24 protein-coding genes, 1 tRNA gene and 1 riboswitch are annotated in these 25175 nt (G+C 31.3%); of the genes, 2 read left to right on the top strand and 23 right to left on the bottom strand.

Going from position 1 to position 25175, the window contains the following annotated elements:
- Window position 1 precedes the first annotated feature (1 nt).
- From JV173_RS07135 to JV173_RS01105, 8 genes are all read right to left on the bottom strand, one after another.
- A complete protein-coding gene (locus JV173_RS07135; protein WP_205734455.1) occupies window positions 2-913 on the bottom strand; it encodes an AraC family transcriptional regulator in 912 nt (303 codons plus the stop codon).
- Window positions 914-916: 3 nt separating this feature from the next.
- On the bottom strand, window positions 917-2569 hold the full coding sequence (locus tag JV173_RS01135) for a glycoside hydrolase family 66 protein (RefSeq protein ID WP_205734454.1): 1653 nt from the start codon (window positions 2567-2569) through the stop codon (window positions 917-919).
- A 13-nt stretch (window positions 2570-2582) separates the two neighbouring features.
- Window positions 2583-3467: a carbohydrate ABC transporter permease gene (locus tag JV173_RS01130; RefSeq protein WP_205734453.1), complete on the bottom strand. Its 885-nt coding sequence runs from the start codon at window positions 3465-3467 to the stop codon at window positions 2583-2585.
- Complete coding sequence (locus JV173_RS01125; protein WP_205734452.1) at window positions 3464-4384, bottom strand: carbohydrate ABC transporter permease; 921 nt, start codon at window positions 4382-4384, stop codon at window positions 3464-3466. The genes JV173_RS01130 and JV173_RS01125 overlap by 4 nt, the downstream gene beginning before the upstream one ends.
- 101 nt (window positions 4385-4485) lie before the next feature.
- On the bottom strand, window positions 4486-5685 hold the full coding sequence (locus JV173_RS01120; protein WP_205734451.1) for an extracellular solute-binding protein: 1200 nt from the start codon (window positions 5683-5685) through the stop codon (window positions 4486-4488).
- Between the two features lie 617 nt (window positions 5686-6302).
- The gene (locus JV173_RS01115; RefSeq protein ID WP_205734450.1) at window positions 6303-6491 is read right to left on the bottom strand and encodes a hypothetical protein; all 189 of its coding nucleotides are present in this window, start codon (window positions 6489-6491) and stop codon (window positions 6303-6305) included.
- A gap of 459 nt (window positions 6492-6950) precedes the next feature.
- Complete coding sequence (locus JV173_RS01110; protein ID WP_205734449.1) at window positions 6951-7634, bottom strand: InlB B-repeat-containing protein; 684 nt, start codon at window positions 7632-7634, stop codon at window positions 6951-6953.
- A gap of 352 nt (window positions 7635-7986) precedes the next feature.
- Window positions 7987-8484, bottom strand: a complete 498-nt coding sequence (locus tag JV173_RS01105; protein WP_205734448.1) for a hypothetical protein — start codon at window positions 8482-8484, stop codon at window positions 7987-7989.
- A 237-nt stretch (window positions 8485-8721) separates the two neighbouring features.
- On the opposite strand from JV173_RS01105, the gene JV173_RS07160 reads away from it, so the two are divergent.
- The gene (locus JV173_RS07160; RefSeq protein WP_205734447.1) at window positions 8722-8970 is read left to right on the top strand and encodes a helix-turn-helix domain-containing protein; all 249 of its coding nucleotides are present in this window, start codon (window positions 8722-8724) and stop codon (window positions 8968-8970) included.
- Between the two features lie 116 nt (window positions 8971-9086).
- On the opposite strand, the gene JV173_RS01095 is transcribed toward JV173_RS07160, so the two are convergent.
- The 8 genes from JV173_RS01095 to JV173_RS01060 form a co-directional block, all read right to left on the bottom strand.
- Entirely contained in the window at window positions 9087-10322 is a 1236-nt protein-coding gene (locus JV173_RS01095; RefSeq protein WP_205734446.1) for a hypothetical protein, read from the bottom strand.
- 84 nt (window positions 10323-10406) lie between these two features.
- The gene (locus JV173_RS01090; protein WP_205734445.1) at window positions 10407-10802 is read right to left on the bottom strand and encodes a phospholipase D-like domain-containing protein; all 396 of its coding nucleotides are present in this window, start codon (window positions 10800-10802) and stop codon (window positions 10407-10409) included.
- 4 nt (window positions 10803-10806) lie between these two features.
- Window positions 10807-11067 carry a helix-turn-helix transcriptional regulator gene (locus tag JV173_RS01085; RefSeq protein ID WP_276208416.1) on the bottom strand — a complete coding sequence of 87 codons (261 nt, stop codon included), beginning with the start codon at window positions 11065-11067 and terminating at the stop codon, window positions 10807-10809.
- A 260-nt stretch (window positions 11068-11327) separates the two neighbouring features.
- A tRNA-Ser gene (locus JV173_RS01080) sits at window positions 11328-11418 on the bottom strand.
- A 10-nt stretch (window positions 11419-11428) separates the two neighbouring features.
- Entirely contained in the window at window positions 11429-13144 is a 1716-nt protein-coding gene (gene ptsP, locus JV173_RS01075; protein WP_205734443.1) for a phosphoenolpyruvate--protein phosphotransferase, read from the bottom strand.
- Window positions 13144-16410, bottom strand: coding sequence for an ATP-binding protein (locus JV173_RS01070; protein ID WP_205734442.1), 3267 nt, complete (start codon window positions 16408-16410; stop codon window positions 13144-13146). Before JV173_RS01070 ends, ptsP begins: the two co-directional genes overlap by 1 nt.
- Window positions 16388-17026 carry a DUF4194 domain-containing protein gene (locus JV173_RS01065; protein ID WP_205734441.1) on the bottom strand — a complete coding sequence of 213 codons (639 nt, stop codon included), beginning with the start codon at window positions 17024-17026 and terminating at the stop codon, window positions 16388-16390. The genes JV173_RS01070 and JV173_RS01065 overlap by 23 nt, the downstream gene beginning before the upstream one ends.
- Window positions 17023-18402, bottom strand: coding sequence for a Wadjet anti-phage system protein JetA family protein (locus JV173_RS01060; protein ID WP_205734440.1), 1380 nt, complete (start codon window positions 18400-18402; stop codon window positions 17023-17025). The genes JV173_RS01065 and JV173_RS01060 overlap by 4 nt, the downstream gene beginning before the upstream one ends.
- A 199-nt stretch (window positions 18403-18601) precedes the next feature.
- Window positions 18602-18679, top strand: a riboswitch (cyclic di-GMP riboswitch).
- Window positions 18680-18754: 75 nt separating this feature from the next.
- On the opposite strand from JV173_RS01060, the gene JV173_RS01055 reads away from it, so the two are divergent.
- Complete coding sequence (locus JV173_RS01055) at window positions 18755-19246, top strand: hypothetical protein (RefSeq protein ID WP_205734439.1); 492 nt, start codon at window positions 18755-18757, stop codon at window positions 19244-19246.
- On the opposite strand, the gene JV173_RS01050 is transcribed toward JV173_RS01055, so the two are convergent.
- The 7 genes from JV173_RS01050 to JV173_RS01020 all read right to left on the bottom strand — a co-directional run bounded on the left by JV173_RS01050 (window position 19219) and on the right by JV173_RS01020 (window position 25137).
- On the bottom strand, window positions 19219-19800 hold the full coding sequence (locus tag JV173_RS01050; protein WP_205734438.1) for a dihydrofolate reductase family protein: 582 nt from the start codon (window positions 19798-19800) through the stop codon (window positions 19219-19221). The genes JV173_RS01055 and JV173_RS01050 overlap by 28 nt on opposite strands.
- 27 nt (window positions 19801-19827) lie before the next feature.
- Window positions 19828-21438, bottom strand: coding sequence for a DEAD/DEAH box helicase (locus JV173_RS01045; protein ID WP_205734437.1), 1611 nt, complete (start codon window positions 21436-21438; stop codon window positions 19828-19830).
- A 99-nt stretch (window positions 21439-21537) separates the two neighbouring features.
- Window positions 21538-22047, bottom strand: a complete 510-nt coding sequence (locus JV173_RS01040) for a hypothetical protein (RefSeq protein ID WP_205734436.1) — start codon at window positions 22045-22047, stop codon at window positions 21538-21540.
- 70 nt (window positions 22048-22117) lie between these two features.
- Window positions 22118-22558: a PTS sugar transporter subunit IIA gene (locus JV173_RS01035; protein ID WP_205734435.1), complete on the bottom strand. Its 441-nt coding sequence runs from the start codon at window positions 22556-22558 to the stop codon at window positions 22118-22120.
- Window positions 22559-22666: 108 nt separating this feature from the next.
- A complete protein-coding gene (locus JV173_RS01030) occupies window positions 22667-23962 on the bottom strand; it encodes a hypothetical protein (protein WP_205734434.1) in 1296 nt (431 codons plus the stop codon).
- 91 nt (window positions 23963-24053) lie between these two features.
- A complete protein-coding gene (locus JV173_RS01025) occupies window positions 24054-24752 on the bottom strand; it encodes a DsbA family oxidoreductase (RefSeq protein ID WP_205734433.1) in 699 nt (232 codons plus the stop codon).
- A gap of 13 nt (window positions 24753-24765) precedes the next feature.
- Window positions 24766-25137, bottom strand: coding sequence for a hypothetical protein (locus JV173_RS01020; protein ID WP_205734432.1), 372 nt, complete (start codon window positions 25135-25137; stop codon window positions 24766-24768).
- Window positions 25138-25175 lie beyond the last annotated feature (38 nt).

The following is a 25175-nucleotide window of genomic DNA, read 5'->3' as shown; positions in this document are numbered from 1 at the left end:
TTTACTTATTTTTGATATGAATGAAGCGATAGTATTCGGTTGGTGTCATCCCTGTATATCGTTTGAAGACTCTTGTAAAATAGAAACGATCTTCAATTCCAACTAAGTAGGATATTTCACCAAAGTTTAGGTTTGATGCTTCAATCATGTGTTTTGCATTATTGATTTTGACTTGGTTAAGATATTTAATAATGGTAGTCCCCATTAAGTGATTGAATTCACGATTAATGTGATCGAAATTAACTTCAAATAAATCCTCGATATCCGTTGAATTCATTGGTTTCATATAGTTTTCGTTGATGTATTCTACGATTTGCTCACAAATCAATTCACTCTTCTTAACTCTTGTGGTGCGTTCCTTTGTCATATATTCTACAAGCATCTTATGAGAAACATTCAGTAAGAATGTATGCATTAAGGTCGCTGCGGTCTCTTTGTAAAACTCTTCTTTGTTATAGAATAGATCCTTTAAGTATTTAAGTCGATCAAAAGTCATGGTGGATTGAATTGAAAAGTATTTGGGTAAATACGTCACACCATCACTAATAACATCACCTGATAGATAATCACTTAACAGTGCTTTACGTCTTTTATCTTTTAATTCTTCAAGATAAACAACTGGATTCTTTGAAGTTTTTAGTAACGAAATATCTTTAAAATGTAAATAATAGTACTCACAGGATGCCGCCTGGTATCCCACATGAGGTACATTGGGTTCAAGGATAAAGAAATCACCTGGTTTCAAGTTATAACTCTTATTACCTTCTTTAATATAAAGATTACCTTGCTTAATAATATAGATAATATATTCATTGATTGTTCGTGCAAAGTGTTTCCAAGGCTCTCTATAAAAGACTTTACCTAAAAAGCGTATTTTTGGTAATTGATTCACTTGATAACTGAATAATTCCACCTTTTACTCCATTTCAATCCATACCGATCGCAACACTTTTAAGTTATCAATTAAGAGGTGATAACCATTTTGTTTATCCTTATGAACAACTTCAAAAGGAATTGATTGAGCTTGTAGGTTATCATCTGGTGATGCGGTATAGATACCTTTAATTTTACGGTTGATAAATATCTTTAAATCGATATTTTTAATGTCAACGAGTTCATTCTTTGGTTCATTCCATCTATCATTTTGATTAACTAAATTAATCAAGTGAATCGTGACTCTTTTTTGGCGTTCCCGCAAGATTGTCCAAATTGTATTTTCTTTACCATTAGCAGAGAATTTGACTTCTGGATGACTAAATTGATAGTCATTATTGATGCCATCGGTTGCTGTCATTGAAATATCGTATCCACTATCATTATATAATAACGATGCATAACGGACGATAAAATCAGTATATCGATAAACTGCTGGTAAAAATTCTTTTCTAAGTTTTCGGTAGTTTGCATAATAACTATCACACAAAATGGATTCATCCTCACCATATACGAGTTGCGTTCCACCAGATGCCATAATAACTGCTTGAGTAAGGAGTAATGAGCGTTCTGCAGCTTCTACTTCATGTAGTTTTACTGCATCTTTGAATGGATGCATGTAAGCTGCTAATACGACATTCTTATGACCAATTTGTCGAGCTCTTCTAATTAATTGATATAAATCTAAGTAACTATTATGCGGTGGCCATACTTCGATATAGGAAGCATCTTGTTTGGTTTGTGCGACACTATCAATCGGCCAATTGTTAACTGCATTAAAGATTACACCATGTTCTTGACTGATTTTAGCAGCTTCATCGGCCGCTTGATCGATCAGTTTTGGAAGTTCTTCATAAAGTCTAACTTCATTTCCTTCATAATCTTCACCGACCTTAGGGAAACCATAGGTATCCATGTGAATACCCATAAATCCTAGTTCATTCATACTCTTATAAAATTCTTTTACGATATGATTACTCCATGGTGACTGATGTGTTACATTCATGAAGTATAACCAATCAGCAAAAATCATTGGTTCTTTTTCTCTTGTGTATAATGCCCAATCCTGATGTTTTAGGAATAATTCCTTTGTTCCAGCATAAACTGCACCATAGGCAAATGGACGTACACCAAGCTTACGAGCGTAATTTACCTTATCTTTAATAACTGTTAAACTAGTTTCTCGTCCAAGTGGGTCTAGATAGTGTTCGCTAGGTGCTATCAGATCATCATGACGATACATCCAATCATAAAATTGAACTGCATTAAGTTTTAAGTCTTTAATGTAATCTAGGTCGTTTTGATCCCCATCATTTGGTTTAAAGTCACTTAAGAAACCATATCTAAATGCTTCCTTATAGTGATTGACAACATCAAATGCGAGGATTAAGACTTCATCATTAATATGGATATGTAATCCATAGTTGCCAACTTTAACCATCGATAATTCAAAAACAAGCTCGATAATTTCATCTTTTATAACGTATTTATGGAAATAATTAACATCGACCTTTTGATGAAGATTATAGAGTTCAACGGAAATCTTATTATCTAAATCTTTAAGACCATAGACCGTACACAGAACGGATTCTTTATTCAAGTATTGAGCTTTATCAAATGTTGCTTTTAATGTCATATGTTTACCAATCCTATTCTTTGACGGAACCTTGTGTTAAATTTCCTGCAATGAGTTTCTTTTGGAAAATCGTGTAAATGATAATAATTGGAATTAATACAAGAAGTGATGCTGCAAAAACTAAATCCCAACGAGTTGAATGTTCACCATTAAGTCTTTGTAGCAATAACGGTAGGGTGATGAGATTTTCATTAGCACCAATTAAAACTTTAGCGGTAAAGTACTCCTCCCAATAGCCTTGGAACGAGAAAATACTCATGGTTGCGATTGCTGGTAGTGATAATGGGAGATATATTCTTGAGAATACCGTGAAATGACCACCACCATCTATATAAACCGATTCGGACAATGTTTCTGGAATGGTTCTAAAGTAATTTCTTAAGAAGAACGTATGTCCTGCAATCGAAGTTGATGTATAGATAAGAATTAAGCCAAATGTTGTTCCAATTAATCCATTAGGTAAGCCTGGAATAAAATCAATTCCTCTTAAAACAATGAACTGTGGAATGATATTTAAGAATCCTGGAACCATTAGTGTGAAAATGTATAATCTAAAGATCCAATCACGACCAGGGAATTTGATACGAGCAAATCCATAAGCTGATAGTGTTGATACTAGTAAAGATATAAAAACAGTAATGGTTGTATTGATGATACTGTTCATGAGTGCAGTTCCAAAGGCTGGCATGCTCAAAACGTATTGATAAGCAGAGAAATTAAAGCGAGTTGGGAAGACTTTAGGTGGATAAGGGAGAACATAACTAAACTCTTCCATTGATGCAGAAATCATGATTAGAAACGGTACTGAAAAGATGAATAAAGAAATAATTAAGATAGCCCATAAAAGGATTTGTGTCAAACGACGAGTCGTTTCATAACTGAGTCTTTTTTTCTTCATACGGCATCATTTCCTTCATTGTCTTTATTCAGTTTGAAATATTTGTTTAATATAATCGTGACGATTAAAACAAGGACAGCAATGACTAAACCAAGTGCTGATGCTTGTCCAAATTCACGATCAGAAAAAGCTAGTGAATAAAGTAAGAATTGTAGGACTGTGGTTGTATCATTTGGATTTCCACCTGTTAACATTAATACTTGTAGGAACACATTAAACGAACCAATCACCATATTTACCATGACGAAAAAGATGGTTGGTTTAATCGATGCCATCACGATGAACTTAAATTTCTGCCAGAAGCTTGCACCATCAACTGAAGCAGCTTCATAGAGTTCTTTAGAAATTGTTTGAAGTGCAGCTAGAAAGATAATTAATGCCCAACCAAGATTTTTCCAAATCCCCATGAGCCAAATGGCAGCATTTCCACTCCATTCTCTAAATAGCCATGGAATATATTCATCAGTTAAGTGCAGGACATCAACAAGTAAATAGTTGAAGAATCCGGTATTAGCATTTCCAAACATATATCTAAATACTAGCGCTACTATCACCCATGAGGTAATAACTGGCAAATAGAATCCAACTTTAAAGAATGTCTTCCCGTGTTTTAGATTATCAAGCAGATATGCAAAGAATAATCCACCAAAGATGATGACAGGAATTGTTACAATTGCATATAAGAAGTTATTTCTGACTGCATACCAAAATTCTGAACCACTCGAGAAAATAGCAATATAATTAGCAAAACCAATAAAATTGATTTCTCGTGAAACGATTTTATATTCAGATAGTGAGATATAGATCGTAAAAAACATTGGATAGAGGACAAAAATACTGACCAGTAACAAACCTGGTAAGACAAATGGTAATGCCAACAAAAGGTTTTTAAGTTTTTTATTTTTTATTTTATTCATTGTTTGGACCTTTTCTTCTTTGACAATAAAACTAAGTTCTATTTTCAGTCAAACAGAACTTAGTTTATCATCAGGTTTAAGAGTGAATCATGAAGAAACGATTATTCTTGTGAGAGTAAAGTATCCAGTTCTGCTGCAGCAGCATCAAGGGTTGTCTTAACATCGGCACCCTCTAGGAAGATTGCTAACATTGCATCACTCCATACTTCAGAAATATCTGAATGATTAGGTGAAGGAATTCTTGCATGAGCAGATTCTAGTTGTTCCATATATACTGACCATTTAGGATCAGATAAGACATCTTCATGATTAACAAGTGATTTAAGAACAGGAATTTGACCAGATGTTAACATTGCAAGTTGAACGTCTTCTGATGTCATGAATTTAACGAATTCATAAGCATTTTCTTTATTCTTAGCAGTTTCTAAGATAACGATATTTTCACCACCAACAACCGTTGCTGATTTACCTTGATAGGTTGGAATTAAAGCTGGCTTAATGTTGTCATTAAATGGAGCCCATGGACCTTCAAAGAACATAATATATTGATCATTAATACCTGCCCATGCATCAGCAGTTCCATCGATATCACGAATCGTGAGAATACCTTTAGTTCTTAAGTCTTTAATTTTATTGATTGCAGCAACTGATTCTGCAGAGTTGATGTATCCAGAAGCTTGGGTAAATGTACTATTAGTTAATTCACCACCAAATAACCAGAAATATGGATATGAATCCCAGTCACCGACTCCTGAAACACTAATTGAATAACCTTCACGTGCGTCAAGTAATGGTTCTAATTCTTCCCAAGTTGCAGGTAATTCAGTTAATTCTAATTCGCTTTCAAGTAATGTCATATTGACAACAGCTGCTTTAGCATTTGTATCCAGCGGAACTCCATAATAACCATCTTGATAATAATTGGTTGATAATGGTCCATCTAGGAAAGTATTCTTGAATGTGTTAAATCCAGACATATCATCAAGTTTAACTAAACCACCAAGTTCTGCAAATCCAGCGGTTTGGACAATATCGATACGTGCAACATCAGGACCCGCGCCAGTACCAAATGATAATGTTAGCATTTCATTGAACTGACCAGAGTCTTGTCTAACTGGTTTAATTGGAATATCAGGATTAAGTTCATTCCACATTGGAATGACAACATCCTTTAATACTGCTTCTTCGTTATCCCCGTATGTGTGCCAGAAGGTAATCGTATTTGGATCCTCTCCTGGACCACAAGCAAATAGTGTCAATGACACAAATATTGTCACTAGTAAAACGTATGCTTTTTTCATTTTAATCTCCTTTTTTATAAAGCGTTTTCATTTAGTGCATTTACATTATAGTTTCAAAAAAAAAGCGATACCATAAATTATATCGCCATATTTTGTATTTTAACGACTTTGTCAATAAATGTAAATTTTGTCGCTTAAATCCAAATTATAGAATCGTATTTATGATTAATGCTAAAATGTCAATTGATTAATTCGTGATTAATTATTAATCTACCTTCCTCATATTTTATCATAAGTAAGGATTCTTACTATTCATGTCTACTGTTCTATACTAAATACCTTATGGATTTTTATCCTATATTTTAGTTACATTATGGATCAAAAGTTTATTTATAAAATGAGAAAAAGCCCTTATTAAAGCAAAAAAAGGTCTGATGCGAATTGTATCAAACCTATGCTTCTTATATGTGTAATACTACCTATTTTGATACAAATTAGCACCTTTGCAAATATGATATCATCCCTATATAAATGACTAAAAAAGAGAAGTGTTGATAATGACTCTTCAATTTGAACTGTGTTGCCCAAGCTTTATTAATCATCATCTTCAACTAAATAATCAACATACTGTAGTAAAATGAAAATCATTGAAAATTCCTATGCATCTAAACCCAAAATTACTCGAATAACGAATATTTGGTTAAATCAATATCTTCAAAGTTTAATTGTGTTTTACCGTCTAAAATTCGATAACTTTTTCCATTTATTGATTTAATTACGTCACCTATGGTTAACCTTGGCCCAACTGGTAAATAGAAGTACTTTACTTCCCAACCAAAAGGATAGCTTTCTACCGTTATAATCATATATTTTTCATCATTTACCATTAGTAATCACGCTCCTACAAGTGAATTATAGCACATTAAATGTATTGTCTATCGTGATGGTATTCATGATATCTATAATTTTAGCTCAATCTATGGAAGACAAGAATTGCGGATAGGAAACATGTATCCCTTTCAACAAAAAAGACCTGATACTTGAGGCGATTAGTAAATCGCTTGTGTAACAGACCTATTCTAGTTAGATGTGGTAAGGCCACTATTTTGATACAAATTAGAACCTCATCAAGATTTTTAACACCCTACAATTTATTTTTTACCCCTGTAAAAACGGCTTAACAAGGCTATAAATAATGATTATTTGTGCTCAATGATTGATTCAATGATTAAATCTATAGTAACTATTATATATGTAGCTATAAGAAAGTTTTTTGTTTAACAGTTTATACGATAGATAGATTGGCATTAACCATGTATTTTTTGTTATGACCATTTGGCAAAGAGGTTTAATACGGGTTCATCTTCATTATAAACCACTATATCATTTGTAAAATCCCAAGGGATTAAACCCTCTTTATCTTTATACCAACCGATAAACGTTTTATCGCTAATTTTAGGATCATCAGGGATAAACTCAATCAGTTGATTCTCATAATAATCGATTAAATATATGTCCTCACTTGGATCCTCAAAGAGATTGTAAAAAAACTGAACATTAGCTCGATTTATAAAATCTAAATCTGGTTTAACGTAGCTAGGAAAAAATATATCAATATATTTACCATCATATCCTGTATCGTAAGTTGAGTGAGGTAAATAAAAATTACTAAATATGTAGTCAATGTTTTCTAAAGATAAGGAATATCTAAAAATATAGATGTTACCAAGTATATATATTCGCTTAACTGTTTTGCTACTTAATTTTCCTCCTCCAGTTGACATAAATGATGGTTCCTTACCTATGCTAGTTACCATATAACCATCTATCTCAATGGGTATGATGAGTGTCTCTAATGATTGTCCAGCCTCTGTTAACCCCATAATTGTAACTTCCTCGGCATATAGAGTATAAAAAAACAATTCGGACTCCAATAAATTTTCTTTAGGACTGCAACCTGAAAGAACAATAATTAATACCGAAAAACAACAAATCATGATTTTCTTCAATTCAAATCCCCTCTTATAATTTATCTTATAATAACTTAAGTGATGCGTTACTTAAAATCTTATCTATTATTCGTAATTCCTAGCAAAATCTACTTGGACTAGAATTTGATAATTTGATGTTTAGGTTAATTACTTAATTATAGCATATCTTTATGATTTGATTAATTCTCTTCAAAAAGAGCCAAGTAAATTTAAATAAAAAAGGTCTGACACTTAGAGCGAATTGTAATTCGCTTTTGTATCAAACCTATAATTTCTAAATGTGGTAAAGAACTTACAGGGATACCATTTAGCACCCCTGTATGATTTTTAGCACCCTATGCAAATAGTCAACCAATATTCTATATGATTATTAACTATCTTTTTTTATAGCTTCAACAAGTAAATCGACTGCAACACCAATATCGATCATGTGGATCAGATCTATTTCATAAACTCTAAGCGTCATTGTTCTATCTTTTATAGTAGCATATCCAACTTCAATCCAATAGAAACAAAACATAAACACATTAGGTAGATTGTGTTCTTCAGGTATTTCTAATTCAATAAGGATTGGTGTAGTTAGCTTCCAATCTTCCATATTTTTATTATCGATATCCTCTTTGAGACGTAATGAGTAGACTCCATTTCTGAAAAAATAATGTCTTGACTTAATCTGATTCTTTTTAAGATAAGAGATCAATTTGCTGTCATTTGTAATGGTGACAAAGTCTCCTTCTTCTCTATAAAAAACATCAGTGTACATGCCATTGATTAAATCAACAACATAGCCCCCGTCTCCATAAGGTTCAGGGTGAGGATAAAACTTCTTAATCAAATTTCTTGGTACGTTAATTTCAATACTTTTCATAAGTATCTCCTTTTGGTGAATGCCATTTTTTTCACAGGATTAACCTGCATTACCCTTTGTACCAAGGCATTTTTAATTATAATTATAATTGATAGGTGAAAGATCAATATTTGTAATACAGTTTTTAACAACAATAAAAGATTATCCACAATGATGCGATTTCGTGAGTCAAGAAAAAAACGATATATGTTAACGTCATAAATAGCGTTATTGATTGATACGTGATATATTTAGTACATGAAAAATAAACATATTGATACAAACAATATAAATTATAGACTCGGACAAAATATTGCCAGACTACGTGTGGAAAATGGATATTCTCAAGAAGCCTTTGCGCTAGAATGCAATATTTCTAGAGCTTACTATGGTAGGTGTGAATTAGGTTTACACTCTTTTACTGTTGATAAATTGAACTTGATAGCAAATCTATTAAGTGTAACTGTATCAGATTTATTTATTTATTCTAACGATTCTTACATATAGAAAAGTTAATTTTAAAGCCTTTAGCGATTTACAGAATATCAGTTTTCCTAACAATGATTGCAATCACATTTCATAAGTGTGAGACATTGTGATATTGTATTAAAAGATAGGGTAAATCATTCGTTTGTTAGGGCTTGAAAAAATGCTAGGATAGTACTTGCGTTAGTAAAATCGACGTCTTGATAAACCATCAATGAGGACGCCTCACTATAAGCACCATCAAGCACCGATGAAACCCACTCGGTTGTCACTTTATTGTCATAAAAGGCTAGTTGATACGCGCTTAAATTTAAAATGTCATTGGATAGCTCGTTTTCTGCTAGCTCAATAAATACCCCATAACTTGCTTGTTTGTTTAATGCATCAAAATTAGAATTAAAGTCTTTGTATTGTCCTTCACTAAATAAGCGAAGCCCGTCTTTATATACCCCTACGTTTAAATCGTCACTCGTCTCAAAGTAAGCACGGTCCCATCCGGTTGCCTCTAAGAGTTCAAACCATAGATTAATTGGTCCATCAAGTTCATCTGCGTAGGTAAACACCATGCCATGTTCATTATATAAAGCCAGTTGTCTTGTTTGATTAATACCATTACGTAGGGTTGTTCTTGTTTGATTATCGCTATTAATCCAAACTATCGTGGACTCAACATTTTTGTTGAAGTCCTCTCTAACTAGTAATGAGGCGTACTGATTGGTTTTTAGGTTATCTGCTTTATATTGATAGTTATTCTCATTTGAATAACTGATTTGATGAATCGACTGCTGCTCAATAAACTCAAAGTAGTCGTAGCTGTTTATTTCCTCAATATGCCTTAATTCATTTAGATAAAAATCGTTATCATCAAAGCCCATCTTAATACTAGCCACAAACGCATTTTCATCTTTACCATTTGATAAGACATCGTTGTAGTCAAAAACAAGGTTGCCACCCTCTGTTAAAGTCAACTTAAACAAAACCGTCGTGCCTTGATTGGTTTCTAAGTTACCTTCAAATGTTTTCTTTGTGGTTGTGTCATTTTCTAATTTAAGTCTAAGTTGATTTAATAATCGTTGGTAATAGGACAAATGCATCGATAAATTAACTTCAAACGTGTCATCATCTAATGTTTCATACACGTTTAAAAGTGTTTCGCGAGCAATAAACTTATCATCACTAATCGTTGATTCTTGATGAGTGCTTGTTAATTTATTTCTTTTTTCATCGTCTTCGATCAAAAGCTCACTTAATTCACCATAATACAAACTAACGGCTTCTTTGATTGTTTTTGGTTCTGCTTTGTTAGACTGCTCACATGCTGCTAATGCGGTGATGAGACATAAAAATAAAACAAATACACCTATTTTCTTCATTCGTTCTTTCCTCCAGTTATTTAATACGATAAGCTTATTGTATATTAACTAGTTGATTTATACAAATAATAAAATAAATATGAATTAATTCAAGTTCTGCAAACCTCTTGCAGTAATATTAGATTTAAACTTTACTTTGTTTTTAATCCATTCAGCACATTCTCTTGCGATGACTCTTTGAGTAAGCTGATTTCTTAATCTAATCTCAAACTCAGTACCATACAATGAACTTTCTCTAAGTTGCTTAGGAATGTAGAACTCCTTATCTTCTTTATTGATGGTGCCTTTAATACCTTCACTAACAAAGGTTGGTGCAGGAAAAATGAACTCTAGTTCTTCTACAGATTCAAGTTCTTTTTTTAGTGTTTCATAAGCATAAATAGAGAAAAATGATGCAACAATTTTTATTTTACTCCCAGGAATGATTTCCTTACGTAGATCATCACCTAATAACTTCGTTTTATTATCCAATAGTTCCATTAAGTTAATTCACCTCAATTCCATGCTTGATAAAGTATGTTGCGAGTTTTCTTTTAACTTTAATGGTAGGTTCATGTTTACCTTTTTCCCATCTATTGATAGATTGAAAGGAAACTCCCAATAATTCGGCAAACTCAGTTTGTGTTAAAATGAGCTTTTTTCTTAATTCTTTAATCCCCTCAGCGTATGTCATGGTTATCACCTCAACGTTTATGTCAAAATTATAACACTTTTTTATCAAATGACAAAGAAAACTTAAACACATACCTGTTTTTATTATAATTATTATCTAAAATTTGCCATTATCCGCCATGACCGATTTTAAACCTCTACTTAAAATTAAAATGTAATCGTGTATTTAAGGCCATAATCGTGTTACTAAATATATGATGTATACAATATCAACTGATTTATAGTTTTAATAACGATTTTAATAATTCAACTGATTTCTGAATATAGGAAAAACTTCCCTTTCTTCATGAAAAAAAGGTCCGATACTTTTGTATCAAACCTATGCATTCAATATGGCGGAACAAGGGGGATTTGAACCCCCGCATCCTGTTACAGACCTACAAGCTTTCCAAGCCTGCCTCTTCAGCCACTTGAGTATTGTTCCATCAAAAGAGCTAGTCAGCTAGCTCTTTATAATATACTTCAATAAGTTCATGTACTTCTTTGTTTGTTTCTAAGGTTAATGCTTTATTTACAATCGCTTCTAATTTACTGTAACTTGCTTTACTAATTAAGTATTTAATCTCTGCAATTGCATTTGCATTCATCGATAGATCATCGACACCTAAACCTACTAAAAGTAATGATTGTTTTGGACTTGATGCCATCTCACCACAGACAGAAACTTTTTTACCAGCTTTATGTGCTACATCCACAACTCGTTTGATTGTTTGTAATAACACAGGATGATACGGTTGATAAAGATTCGTTACTTTTTCATTTGTTCTGTCAACTGCAAATAAATATTGAATTAAATCATTTGTTCCAATAGAAACAAAATCTACATACTTGATTAAAGTTTCAATATGTAGTGCAGCAGTAGGCACCTCTACCATGATACCAAATTTTGGAAGATTTACATCCACAAATTCTTCTTTTAATGAAGAAACTGCAAGATCTAATATCTTCTTAGCCTCATCAATTTCTTCTTTAACTGTTACCATAGGTAACATCAGTTGAATGTTTCCAGATAAATTCGCTTTTAACACCGCTCTTAATTGTGTTCTAAAAAGTGAAGGGAATGAAAGTGAGTATCTAATCGCACGATTACCCATAAATGGATTTAATTCATTACGATGTGAAAGATATGGTAAATCTTTGTCACCACCGATATCTAGTGTTCGTAAAGTAACACTTTGATTGAAAAATGATTTAGATACTTCTTTATAAAAGTTTGTAAGTTCTTCTTCTGTTGGGAAATCTTGGCTTTCCATATATTGGTTTTCAGTTCTTAATAAACCAACGCCCATGGCCCCAACTTCTTTAGCATTTTCAACATCTTGAAGTTCAGAAATGTTTGCAAGAATGCCAACTTCTTTTCCATCTGATGTTTTACCATTTTGATTTTTAAGTTGTAGATAAATTTGTTGTTCCTTTAAAATTTGTTTTTGCTTTTCCATGAAAAGCGTAATTTCATCATCATTTGGATTTAAAATTACAAATCCTTTTTTACCATCTACAATAGCAAGTGTATTTTCAGGTAATTTTGATACATCAATACCTGAGATTGCAGGAATACCTAAGTGACGCGCAAGTATCGCAGCGTGACTTGTTTTTGAACCTGAGGTTGTAATAATACCTTTAATATATTTCTTATCTAAAGAAACAGTTAAACTTGGCATAATCTCTTCAGCAACTAAGATAACATCTTTAAAGATTTGACTCTTTAAAGACTTCATACCAGAAAGTGCACCAAGAACACGTCTCATGATGTCTTTAAGATCAGAAACTCTCTCTTTAATATACATATTTTCAGATGCTTCGAATAGATCAATCATTTCAGAGATTGACTGACGGAATGCATAATCTGCACTATAATTATCTTCTTTAATTTTCTTTTCTGTTTCTTCTCTTAGCATCGGATCTTCTAGCATTAAACTTTGTGCATTGAAGATGGAAGCTTGATCCGGTCCAACTTTTTTCTCGACATCACGATAAAGTTCTTGAAGTTCCTTTTTTGATTTTTCTAAAGCTTCGTTAAGTCTATTTATTTCAATTTCAGGACCTTTCCCAAGTTTACTTACTGAAATCAGCGGTACTTCATTTAAATGATGAATCTGTGCAATTGCTATCCCATTTGATGTTGAAATACCATAGATTTTGTTTTCCATTATATAACCTCTCTATTGAATGCCTCTACAATCGCAAAATCGTTATCTTTAACGATTGCAAGTGATGTTGTTACATAGTTAATAATATTTGATACACGTTGTGGTGGTACGGCAATGAATAATTGAATTGAAAGTGAATTATAGAACTTCATCATTGCATCAATTCTTGATTCATCCATGTTATTGAATGCTTCGTCAAATAATACGATACAACCTGAATCCACTCTTCTATTTTTAGTTAAAAGTTGTTGGAATGAAGCTGCAATAACAATATAGAATGGTACTTGGGTTTCACCACCAGATTTTTCTCTAGAAACTTTTGAAAAGTAAGATTTATTACCGTTTTCTGAAGTTACTTCAATATCGTAACTCATATAGTAACGATAATCTAAGAATTGTAATGCAAACTTATCATTTTCAGGATCAAATGACGCAATTCTATTGAAGAGTTCCATTAAAACAATTTCATTCTTCTTAGTTAAGTTTTCAGTGAATAATGTGTGATTAAAGATCGCTTCACTGCCCATAATAATGTCGTAATATGTCTTAAATTCTGGATTTTCTGAAGGTTTTGTAATTAATTGGTAACTATCTACACCAAACTTTTTACCTTCAAGTGCCATGTTGAGTTCAGCAATTTGAATTTGAGCTGCTTCAATTGAAGCACGAAGTTTACCAACAAATTCTTCTCTAAATCCAATTTCAGAAGCACGACGTAGATCGATTGCCTCTTGTTCATATTTCATTAAATTGTTGTCTCGAATCAGATTGGCTTCACGTTCGAAGTGAATTAATTCACTGATATCCGGAGCTGCTCCAAAGTGGTAGTTTGCAATATATACACGCATTAAGTTAATCACTTCGTTTTCAGCTTTAGCATTTTGTGCATTAATTGCAACCGTACTTTGTGCAAGATCACGACTAATTAGGTCGTAATTGCTTGAGTATTTTTCTTTTAATGCATTAAATTGTGAATATGCTGTATTGATTAAAGTTGGATACTTTGCGTGTAATTGTTTTTGCTCTTCAAAGTATTCATCAAGATTTGTTCTTGTTTCTTCAATTTGTTCAAGAATACGTGTCTTTTCACTTCTTAAATCTGCCATCTTATCTGCAAGACGTTCAAGATCAAGTTTAAGTTGTCTTTTCTTATTCTTTTCATCTTGGAGTTGAGCTTCAAGTTCATTGAATTGAGGATTCTTTTCTAAGCTTCCTACTTTTTCTTCTAATTCAATAAACTCTCTTCTAATGACTTTGACTGTTTCAAAGAAGCGAACTTGGTTTGTTGAAAGTATTTGATTTAATCTTGATTGTGAAAGTAATCGAATTGCTTTTTGATTTCTTTCAATTTCTTTTGATAATCGGTCTAAGTCTGATTGTAGTTGTTTAACTAATTTTTCATCGAGTTCAACTTGCATTGATGTTGCTTGTTGACCAATATATGGAACTTCATAGTTTCTTGGATTGATTTGACGTGCTGTATAGTTTGAATACGTCATTGCAGTTTTCGTAATTGATCGAGAATAATTCTTTAAATCTTGTATATTTTCAACTGTTACAACATGACCCATAATCATATTGATGAAATTCTTAGCATGTGGATGATCAGTTGAAACTTTAGCTGCAAGCGAGTTTGGAAGAATATTTGTGTATTCACCAAGTTTTGCAGTATTAACTAAACCTACACCATAAATTTGAAGTTCAGATTTAACACGATCATAAACTTCTAGTGCATCATTGAAATACAATGGATCAATGATTAAGTCAAATCTTTGACCACCTAAATATCCTTCTAATGCATTACGCCAAGATTCATCTGCAACTTCAATGAGTTCACATAAAGGACGCACTCTGACTTCTTTCTTATAATAATTGGAAAGATCTGTATTAATTGCTTCGATTAATTGTTGAACATTTTTAGGATATGTTTTAACATTTCGTTTAAGTGCATTTAATCTTGCTTGAGTAATATTAAGATCTTGTAAAAGTTTAGTTCTTTCACGTTCTAAATCCATCTTCTCAACTTGAAGTGCAGATAAATAACCACTTGCTGCAGCATGTGCACCTTCCATGAAAGATGTTAATTCTAAAACATTTGAATTCTCTTCATGTCCAGAATAATACTTAATAAACGCTGAAATTGCAGTATTTGGATTGAGTTGAACAAAGTCACGATAAATCTCTAACTCTTTGTTTAAAGTGTCTTTAAGGTCAGATACAATGCGTTTTTGTTCATTATATTGCTCACCTTTTTTCTCTAATTGTTCTTTAAGATTGATTAATGTTCTTGCAACATCATTTGTATTTCTTGCTTGTTCAAGTTGAATGATTGCTTCATCGTTTTCTTCAACTTGGCTATCTAAATCTTCTTTATCTTTCTTTAAAACTTCATATCTTGCGTTTATTTTATCGATGGATTCTTGTGCGTGTGCTAAGAAGAATTCTCTCTTTTCAATAAATGCCATTTTTTCAATCATTTCATTAATATTGATTTGATCTGTATTTGATGTTAAAGCTTCACCGAGTTTAACAATTTTATCTAATTTTTCTAATTTTTCACGATCAAGTCTAATTTGTGATTCAACACGTTTTAATTGAGTCACATTGTTTTTAAGTGATTGAATATCAATTGGTTCATCATCAAGTAAAAACTCAAAAACGAAAGATTGTAAATCAATCGGTCTAAATGCTAATGCTTTTGGTAAAATTTTTGCGTACTTTTTCGCATCAATACCAAAGTATTTTGCTAGTGCATCACGATAATCTTTTTGTGTATTGAATGGATCAAGTTCAACTTGAATCGTCTTTAAATACGCCTTCATTGAACGGTAATCTCTTGGTTTTTTCTTATCCAAGAAGATACCATCATGAATATTTAGATTATCTAGTAAATAGAATCTTTCTTTTAACGAGCCACCTTTTGGCAACTCTAAAATACACCCAATAACTCCAAATTGATCGTTTTGCTCATCAAAGAATTCGAGTGCTACGTGAGAAATTACATCACCTGGTCGTAAATATTCTTTATTCTCAGCACCAATACGTCCACGAATATAACCTTCGAGTGAACGTTTAGCTTCATCTGTTGCTGCAATATTGAATTTAGCACCAGATTTACCACCGACAAGTAAATATTGCAGTGCATCCAGTAAAGTAGATTTACCTGAACCATTCTCACCTGAAATTAATGTATTATCATTAATCACAATTGTTTGGTCAAAGAATAAGTGCCAGTTTACGAGTTTAATCTTCGTCAGTCTCTTCATTGTCACTACCTCCTTGTAAGTATTCATCTAAGTGGTCTAAGACTTCTTTTAGAGAGTCCATATTGACAACAAATAGAATGGTTGGATAAATTTTAATTCTTGCATCATCACGGAGTTTTTGATCCATGTAATCTATGATGTTATAATTCTTTAAAAGTTGTAAACTTGGTTTAAGTCGATCTTTGGTCATACGTTTATTATCTAAATAACCTATTTTTGCAAGTTCAGCATGAATATCTGATAAATAAACTTCAACATTTTCATCGAGTGTAACGACATCCATTTTAGCTTGATAGATTAATCTAATAACTAATAATAAAATGGATTCTTCTTTCTTTAATCTTAAATGATTGAATGAAGATACATTTTTAATAAAGACAACTTCTTCATGACGTTTGATTTCTAATTCAAAGTCTGCAATCGAAAAATACGCTTGAAATAAATCTTTATAAGCTAAGATAAAACGATAGTCATTTGCATCACCAATCTTTTTTCTTGTAATGTAGTTTACTTGGAAAAGTTTATTAACAATTCTAGAAAAGATTTGCTTTTCAGCTTCTTTTAAATTTACAAACTCATCGTTGAGTAATTTGATTGCTTGTTTTTTATCGCTCATCGTTTTAACCCCTTTCTAAAGATTTCAAATTCATTAAACTTAATGTCACCAATTCTCACATCATAATTTAAGAGTTTGACATCATATTTCATACCAACACTCTTTGAGAATAAGAAGATTAAGATTAATTTGACATAATCTTCATTCGTTTCGATTTGAATTTCAGATGCTTTAATCTTGTCTGAATCTCCTAAGAGATATAAAACATGTTGATTAATTTCTGATTTTGTATAGATTGATGCTTTCATTAAAGATGCAAGTTTTCTTTCTTTGACATCTTCTGGAATTTCTTGTTCGTAATTGACTTCCTCAGCAACAGGATCAATTCTTTGTCGACGTTCTTTATAAAGTGAATTGTCATCTAGGTTTCTTGCTCTTACTAAGTTAAAGAGTGGTGTATAGTCAAACTCTTTTTCTTTTAGAACAATCTTGAATAGTCTATTTAATAACCCCTCTAAGTTATCTGATGTATTGGTCAAGAACATAATCTTTGATGCTGCTGCATTAATGTAAAGTTCATTCTTTTCATCAATTGCATTGATTAAAAATTCAATCGCGTCCACGCTGTCTTTTATATAGCGAATGCGTTCTTCAACATAGTTGAATGCATCATTATAATCAATTTTTCTTCGTTGTTCGATTGCTTGATTGGTCATTTCATCTAAATATTGATCATTTTGATAAATCATACCAATCTTTTCTAAGATTGCACGTTTATAACGTGGTAGTGAATCGGTTGTTTTTAATTGATAGTATGCACTATCAAAGAAATTCGTTTTATAATCTACTAAAAGTTTTTCTAAAACATCTTGTAGTTTTTCCTGTCTTTGTCTTTTAACAAGATCATAATAATATCGATAAATATTTGCTTTTAATGTCTTTAACTTTCTTAAGACATCATCAATTTTACGATATGCTTGTTCAATAATTGTTAAACCATCTTGAATGTCAAAAGACGACAAAAGAGAGTAAACGGTGTAAATTTCACCGGTGTACTCAGTTTGTTCGTCCATTTGAATTCTTTTTAAAATATCTATGATTTTAATTGAATAATCAAAGAGGTTTAAAGACGTTTTATAATCCCCTAACTCTTCTTCACCTAACCAACCATTGTTTTTAAGTACATTTAATACCGCAACACTCTTTTGTCTTGGTGTAGAAACTTCATCTTCATCATCAACTTCGAAAGGGTCCTTAAGTTCATCGAAATAGTCAACTAACTTTCCAATAACATAATTTCTTTCCCCTTGGAAAGAATCTTCAATCGAGTTTGTAGCATCATATATGATGAATAAACAATCAACATATATCTTTCGATTAGGGGAGGATAGCACATTAAAAAGTGTATCTGGTATCTTATCAAATAAATTTGCCACCAAAAATCCTCCTTGTCGGTATACCCCATATTGTAACATTATTTTTTTATAAATACTATTTATAAGAACCAAATTATTACCTTGCAATCAACATTTTTTTCCCATAATTATCAGATTTATCGTTTTTTCATGAAAACGCTTGATAATAATGATATAATCGGGCTGTAGGATTATGTTATTAAAGACAGAAGACAAGCTTCTGATAAATCGGCAAACTTACGGAAACGTAAGGACGCAAAGCTATAGGGCCTAAACGAAATGGCAGCCAGTTGCAACTTCAAAGTAGTCTTTTTTTGTTGGAAAAAGATTAAATTATTTCGTCGCCCTCATTTTTAAAGATGAGGTATCAATCATGAGAAAAATATTCAGTATAATGGTAATCCTTACCATTATTGCAGGGTCAATTGCTTTTGGATTCAAAGCATTTGATGATCATCAATCAACCCAACGTATAAGTGAAAATAAACTTTCATATAAAAATCAATCCATTATATTAAATGTAACACCTTCAACATCAACGAATGAAAAATTAGTTCCTGAAGGTTATGCAATTTTTAAAGGACAAACTGAGGTTGTCACTTTAACTTACTCAATTGATGTTTCAGAATTAAAAAACCAAAATATTACATTAACCGCTGAAGCTTTAAATATTCAAATTGGTGATAGTGACTTATATTCAAATCTTGTATCAATTACAATCGTTGAAAATCATATTGAAATTGATGAAGATTTAGAGAAAATCACGGTTGAAGTTAGATTAATTGAACCTGAAGATGAGGAAGCATTTCATGCAATTTCAGGTAAAAACATAACGTTTCAATTAAGAATTGTAGCAAGACAATAATTGATGATAAAAAAACCACTCTCGAAAGTGGTTTTATTTTTTTTTGGTTTTAATTTAATCTCAACAATTTGACCATAAGTTTTAGTTGACTCTACTTCTAATTGATCAAGTAGTGGTCTTTTGAATAAAGGAATACCCTTCCCTAAAACTTCTAGTACATAATAAATCCAATATGCATCAACAAGGTTCTCTTTAATAAAGAGATCAATAATTTGAGAACCACCAAATAACCAGATATCTTTAGTTTCATTTTGTTTGATTTCATCCAATAAGACTTTTGGGTCTTTTTGAATAAATTCTACATTAGGATCAACTAAATCTGTTTGTTTTGTGTAAACGTACGTTTTGTAATTCTTATAAGGCCATGTTTCATAATTTTCTAACATTTGCTGATAACTTACTCGCTCCATAATAATCGTTCCAATTTGGTTCATAAAACAATCAAAATCATAGACCTCAGGATCAGAATAATTTTCTAAAAAACTATATCCTTCATTTTTATCAGCAATATAACCATCAAGTGACATTGCCAAGTACAGAATGACTCTACTCAAATTACCCCCCCCCTATTTTAAGATTGATTACTTCTTATGATAAGCGGAAACTTTAACATTTTTACCTTGATGTTTAAATACTTTACCTAGTTTTAATCTGTGTGCAGTATCTTTCTTTAAGTCGAAGATGGTTTCATTATTCATATGTTTGATATCACCAACATGTTTTGAATAGATACCATATTCTTTTTCTAAGACTTTAAATAAGCCTTGTGGATTTAAACCATCCTTACGACCAAGTGTGATCATAAATGTGTCATAACCCGTTCTACCTGATTGACCAGGCATCGCTCTTTCTTCACGACGATTTCTATCTTTTTTATCTTGGATAACTTCGATATCATCGTAAGTCTTCATCTTAGGCATTGAATTATCTAATAAATGATTAATTAATTGTTTTAATGTTTCTTCATCATTGATGAAATCAGAAAGCAATAACACATGATTAGGCACTTCTTTTTTAATTGAAATCTTTAAATCATGTTTGAAACGTTTTAATCTTTCTAGATAGATTGCATCTTGATCAGGAATAGCTAATTTCTTAATTTCTTTACCTGTAAACACTTCTAACATCTTTAAGTTTCTTTGTTTACGTGGTGTTACGAATGAATAAGCTTTACCTTTCTTACCTGCACGTCCTGTACGACCAATTCTATGGACATACACTTCATCTTGTTGTGGTAAGTCATAGTTGATGACAACTTCAACATCAGAAACATCAAGACCACGTGCAGCAACATCGGTTGCAATTAAGATTGCAAGTTGTTTGTTACGGAAACGAGACATAACATAGTTACGTTGTGATTGTTTTAAATCACCATGTAAACTATCGACATTATATCTTTCATCTTGTAGCGCTAAAGCAATTCTATCAACATCTGCTTTTGTATTACAGAAAATGATTGCTGATTTAGGATTTTCTAAATCAATTAAACGCTTAAGTAATTTAGCTTTATCATCATCTTTAACAATAAAGTATGATTGTTCAATGTTTTCAACAGTTAAACTTTCCGCTTCAATTTTAATTGATTGTGGGTCCTTTTGATAAACCTTAGCAATCTTTTTAATAAACGGTGGCATGGTTGCTGAAAATAAAACAGTTTGACGTGATGTTGGTGTAGTTTTTAAAATAGTTTCTAAGTCTTCTTGGAAACCCATTTTTAACATTTCATCAGCTTCATCTAATGCAAGCATAGATAAGTGTGAAAAATCAACTGTCGCACGGTTGATATGGTCAATGATACGACCTGGTGTACCAACAATGATGTGTGGATTTTGACTTAAAGCTCTAAATTGACGGTCATAAGATTCACCACCAACAATTGTTGTAGCTTTTAAACTTGGATAGAATTTAATAAGTTTTAAAATCTCTTTGTAAACTTGCATACTTAATTCTCTGGTTGGTGTTAAAATCAACCCTTGAATTTTGTTGACTTTTGGATCGATGCGTTCCACCATTGGAATTGCATACGCAAAAGTCTTCCCAGTCCCAGTTTGTGCTTGACCAATAATATCTAAACCTTCTAAAATTACAGGAATAGCTTTTTCTTGAATAGGGGTTGGAACATCAAATCCTAAAGCAGCTAATGCTTCTTTAGTTGAAGTTCTAATTTGAAAATCTTGAAATAAAATCGACATAATAATCCTTTTTACAATAAATTTGTTTTTTAAACCTTGTTAAGTATACCACAAAAGAAAATTATTTAATGAATAATACAAAAAAAGATGCATATCACATCATCTTTCACAATCTCCAGAGTCACAATACTCAATTCCCATCTCTTTTTCATACATAGCAATGAGTACATTTTTAATCTCATCTTTGTTATTTAAACCAGTTAGTCTTAAACCATGACTAAAAGTTAACGTTGGTGTGATATTTATTTTATTTAATGCTGCATGTTCCATTTGATTTAAAACAATCTTTTTGTATTTTTCATCAAGTGGTGCTAAAGATAAATCTTTTAGATTTAATTGATAAGTCACTGAAAGAACCGCTATGATTTCTTCTTTACTTTTTTCAAGTATTGCAAGTTCAAAAAGTTTAATCATAAAACTTTTATCAAGTTCTTTTTTACGACCGTAGTGGTAGATTGCATGAAGATAGAAATTCTTTTCATCCTTTACACTTGAACGATAAAAAACAGAGACATCTGCTTGATGTCTGAAACTATCTAATGCATCATTCAAATTTATCAATGTTTGATAAGAATCTTTATTAAAATCAAACCAAAAATCTATTCTCATAAGTACCTCAAATTTATTTTAACACATCGACAGACTAAAAAGAAAAGGAACCTTGAAAGTTCCTTATTTGTTATTTGATCGATGTATTGATTAAATCAAAAATTTCTTGCTTATCTGTAAGTTTTAACAGTGCTTCTTTCTTTTCAAGGAGCATAGTTGCAATCTTACTTAACATTTCTAAATGTTCTTTTTGATAAGAGTTAGGCATTGCGATTAAAAAGATATCTGTCACAGGAAGTTTATCGAGTGCATCATAATCAATAGGTTTATCCAGTCTTAAATATAAAAGTGTTGGGAATAAAACAGAGATATCTTTAGTATGCGGGATTGCAATCCCTTCCCCAATACCTGTTGTAATTTCTTTTTCACGTTTTAATAATGCTTTTTCAAAATCATCAATGCTTGTAATTCTAGCGAGTGAATACATTTTAGTTGCTAGAAAATCAAAAATTTCATCTTTTGTATTTAATTTAATATTTAATTCAATATGCTTTAATTCTAAAGTTTTCATATATACCTTCTTTGATAACGCATAGATTATAGATGAATTCATCTTTATTGTCAACCCTATCAAAAGTTAACAAATTCATCTAAAAAATACTTAAATATATTTTATCATTTATTGTACTTTTTCAATTTTAAAGTAACCAAATACATAATACTCATAAAAACTTGCAACATTCATGTAAAATTTATCTTCACCAAAAAATGTATATGTATATGTAAAGGTATTATTTTCAAGATCTTCAGTAATTTCATCAAATCTATGATTACCTGAAATCGAGTGATTTAAATTCATAGGCATCGTAATTTCATATTGACCTTCAACTGGTACCTCAATTTGAAATACACTACCAATACCTGAAACAATTAATTCAGAATCATATTCTTTACCCAATTCAAGTAATTTAGCAAATTGTTCTAAATATGTAAATTCAATATATTTAGTCGTATCAAATTTTTCGCTATAACCTTTGTCATATGTCATATTGATATTTATATCTATAACATCAAAATCCATCATTATTTCTATTTTTAACGTGTTTGAAACAGTTATTTTAAATTCGATGCCTGTTTCTTTAAACATAGATTCAATCATTTCAATCATATCGGGATCATCGATCATCTCATTTAAAAGATTTCTAATGTCTCCTTTAATAATAAATTGATTATTTTGATATGAGTACTCCAAGTTAGTAGTAAAGCCAAGTAGAGAGAATGAATTTTGTTGAATTAAATAATCAATTACTTTGGGATTCATTTCACTATAATCATTGATGTACTGATAAAAGACTTTATTTTGATTATTTCCTTCAATGAAATCAAATGTACGTTCAATGATTGTATCGTCAATTGATTCTACAATGACTGCTTGATCATACATAAATGATGCAAGATAAAAAGGTTCTTTTTGTAGAATCGTCGTTGTAGACATTTCCATTACTGATGAATCTAATTCCATCACCATTTTAGAATTATTCGCATCTCTAAATGGTTTTGTTTGGTAAAACAAATCAAGTAATGTCTTTTGTGATTCTATTAAAGCATCATTTTGATATGTCTCAGAACTTACCACACCAAATAATACATTCACAGTATGTGATTGATAATTAGCTAAAGTACTTTCAATGATGATTTCTTCTTTAGCATTTGTAAATGTAATGTGATAATTTCTTGTACTATTACCGAAGAAGTCACTTTTTAAATTAACGCTTAAATCTAATTCTAGATCATCAATCATAAACTCATCTCTAGCAGAGACTTCAATTTTAAGTTCAAAATTATAAGTTGTTACAATAACTTTAATAAAGTCTTGATAATTAGATTTATCAATGACATATGCATAACTTTTTTCAGTACATGCAACAAGCAAAAACAAAATCATTGCAGTGAAAAATAAATTAACTTTCTTCATATGAATGGTTTCCTTTTATAAATAGTAATGAATCGTTAAATTTATTATACAATGATAATCCATTTCTAGAGATAAAAAAAGGATGCAAGCATTAAATCTCGCACCCTTCATCTGTACATAACATTTCTTCATCTGTGTCTAAGGATTCAAATTTTGGTGTATCTTCTGCCATTTTATTTAAAGCTAGAAGGAATTGTGAATCCGGTTGCGCACCAGATATTGCATATTTTCTATTAAAGACAAAGAATGGTACACCACGAATTCCAAAACTTTCAGCCATTCCGATTTCTTCTTCAACAACATCTTCAAAGTCACCATTATTAAGTACATTTAAAGCTTCATCGGTATTCAGTCCGACTTCACCTACAAGTTTAGCTAAAGTGCTGTAATCAGCAAGATTTTCACCCTTGGTAAAATATGCATCCATAAACTTTTCTGTTAAAGCTTTTTCTTTATTGTAAGTTCTTGCCCATTTAGCTAAACGATGTGCATCAAAACTTGAAGTTAAATGCGCTTTATCCATTTGATAGAAAAGATCATAATCTGCAGCCATTTGTGTGACATAATCATTCATGCGTTTTGCTTCTGCAAGAGATACACCTTTTAATGAAGCGAATGCTTCATATCCAACTTTATCATTATGTTTTGGTGCATTAGGATTCAGTTCATATGCTTTAAAAATGACTTTAACTTCATTTTTTCTTGAAAATTGACTGAGTGCCTTTTCTAATTTTCTTTTCCCAATATAACAAAACGGACATACAAAATCACTCCATACTTCAATTGTCATTTCAATCTTCCTTTCATTTAACTAAATATAGTTTAACATAACTTAATTTAGAACCTGATTTATGACCTTTGTATCTAGCTAGTAACCCAAACTCGTAAGTTAAATCATTTAGTTCTAATTTCCCAAACACTGAAACTAAATTACCATGAGACAACAAATCTATAAACTCAACACTTGATAATTTCGAATTAAACTTTGAAGTACTTTCTCTAATTTGTTCAATACCACCAAAAATAATCTCTTTTGTAACTTCAATGATACATGTTGGTTCAAAGTAACTTTCGAAATCAATTGGCATACCTTTAAAGTATCGATCCACAATTTCGATTACTCTAAGTAATTTAGGAGAATTGCCACAGTTAGCAGGATAAGTAAAGTTTGTCATTTCCAGCCCTCCATTCGTATACCTATTATACTTAAGAT

This window comes from Acholeplasma equirhinis, assembly GCF_017052655.1.
GTDB lineage: Bacteria > Bacillota_I > Bacilli_A > Acholeplasmatales > Acholeplasmataceae > Acholeplasma > Acholeplasma equirhinis.
Note: the sequence above shows the minus strand (reverse complement) of the source record. Positions and strands in the feature narration are given on the sequence as shown.

Coding starts and splice junctions, on each gene's coding strand:
- JV173_RS01040 (WP_205734436.1), bottom strand. CDS start 22,047: ATGAGAATAGATTTTTGGTTTGATTTTAATAAAGATTCTTATCAAACA.
- JV173_RS01085 (WP_276208416.1), bottom strand. CDS start 11,067: ATGTGTTTAAGTTTTCTTTGTCATTTGATAAAAAAGTGTTATAATTTT.
- JV173_RS01030 (WP_205734434.1), bottom strand. CDS start 23,962: ATGAAGAAAGTTAATTTATTTTTCACTGCAATGATTTTGTTTTTGCTT.
- JV173_RS01045 (WP_205734437.1), bottom strand. CDS start 21,438: ATGTCGATTTTATTTCAAGATTTTCAAATTAGAACTTCAACTAAAGAA.
- JV173_RS01105 (WP_205734448.1), bottom strand. CDS start 8,484: ATGAAAAGTATTGAAATTAACGTACCAAGAAATTTGATTAAGAAGTTT.
- JV173_RS07160 (WP_205734447.1), top strand. CDS start 8,722: ATGAAAAATAAACATATTGATACAAACAATATAAATTATAGACTCGGA.
- JV173_RS01090 (WP_205734445.1), bottom strand. CDS start 10,802: ATGGAACTATTGGATAATAAAACGAAGTTATTAGGTGATGATCTACGT.
- JV173_RS01070 (WP_205734442.1), bottom strand. CDS start 16,410: ATGAAGAGACTGACGAAGATTAAACTCGTAAACTGGCACTTATTCTTT.
- JV173_RS01055 (WP_205734439.1), top strand. CDS start 18,755: ATGAGAAAAATATTCAGTATAATGGTAATCCTTACCATTATTGCAGGG.
- JV173_RS01135 (WP_205734454.1), bottom strand. CDS start 2,569: ATGACATTAAAAGCAACATTTGATAAAGCTCAATACTTGAATAAAGAA.
- JV173_RS01125 (WP_205734452.1), bottom strand. CDS start 4,384: ATGAATAAAATAAAAAATAAAAAACTTAAAAACCTTTTGTTGGCATTA.
- JV173_RS01025 (WP_205734433.1), bottom strand. CDS start 24,752: ATGACAATTGAAGTATGGAGTGATTTTGTATGTCCGTTTTGTTATATT.
- JV173_RS01115 (WP_205734450.1), bottom strand. CDS start 6,491: ATGATTATAACGGTAGAAAGCTATCCTTTTGGTTGGGAAGTAAAGTAC.
- ptsP (WP_205734443.1), bottom strand. CDS start 13,144: ATGGAAAACAAAATCTATGGTATTTCAACATCAAATGGGATAGCAATT.
- JV173_RS01020 (WP_205734432.1), bottom strand. CDS start 25,137: ATGACAAACTTTACTTATCCTGCTAACTGTGGCAATTCTCCTAAATTA.
- JV173_RS01095 (WP_205734446.1), bottom strand. CDS start 10,322: ATGAAGAAAATAGGTGTATTTGTTTTATTTTTATGTCTCATCACCGCA.
- JV173_RS01035 (WP_205734435.1), bottom strand. CDS start 22,558: ATGAAAACTTTAGAATTAAAGCATATTGAATTAAATATTAAATTAAAT.
- JV173_RS01130 (WP_205734453.1), bottom strand. CDS start 3,467: ATGAAGAAAAAAAGACTCAGTTATGAAACGACTCGTCGTTTGACACAA.
- JV173_RS01065 (WP_205734441.1), bottom strand. CDS start 17,026: ATGAGCGATAAAAAACAAGCAATCAAATTACTCAACGATGAGTTTGTA.
- JV173_RS01120 (WP_205734451.1), bottom strand. CDS start 5,685: ATGAAAAAAGCATACGTTTTACTAGTGACAATATTTGTGTCATTGACA.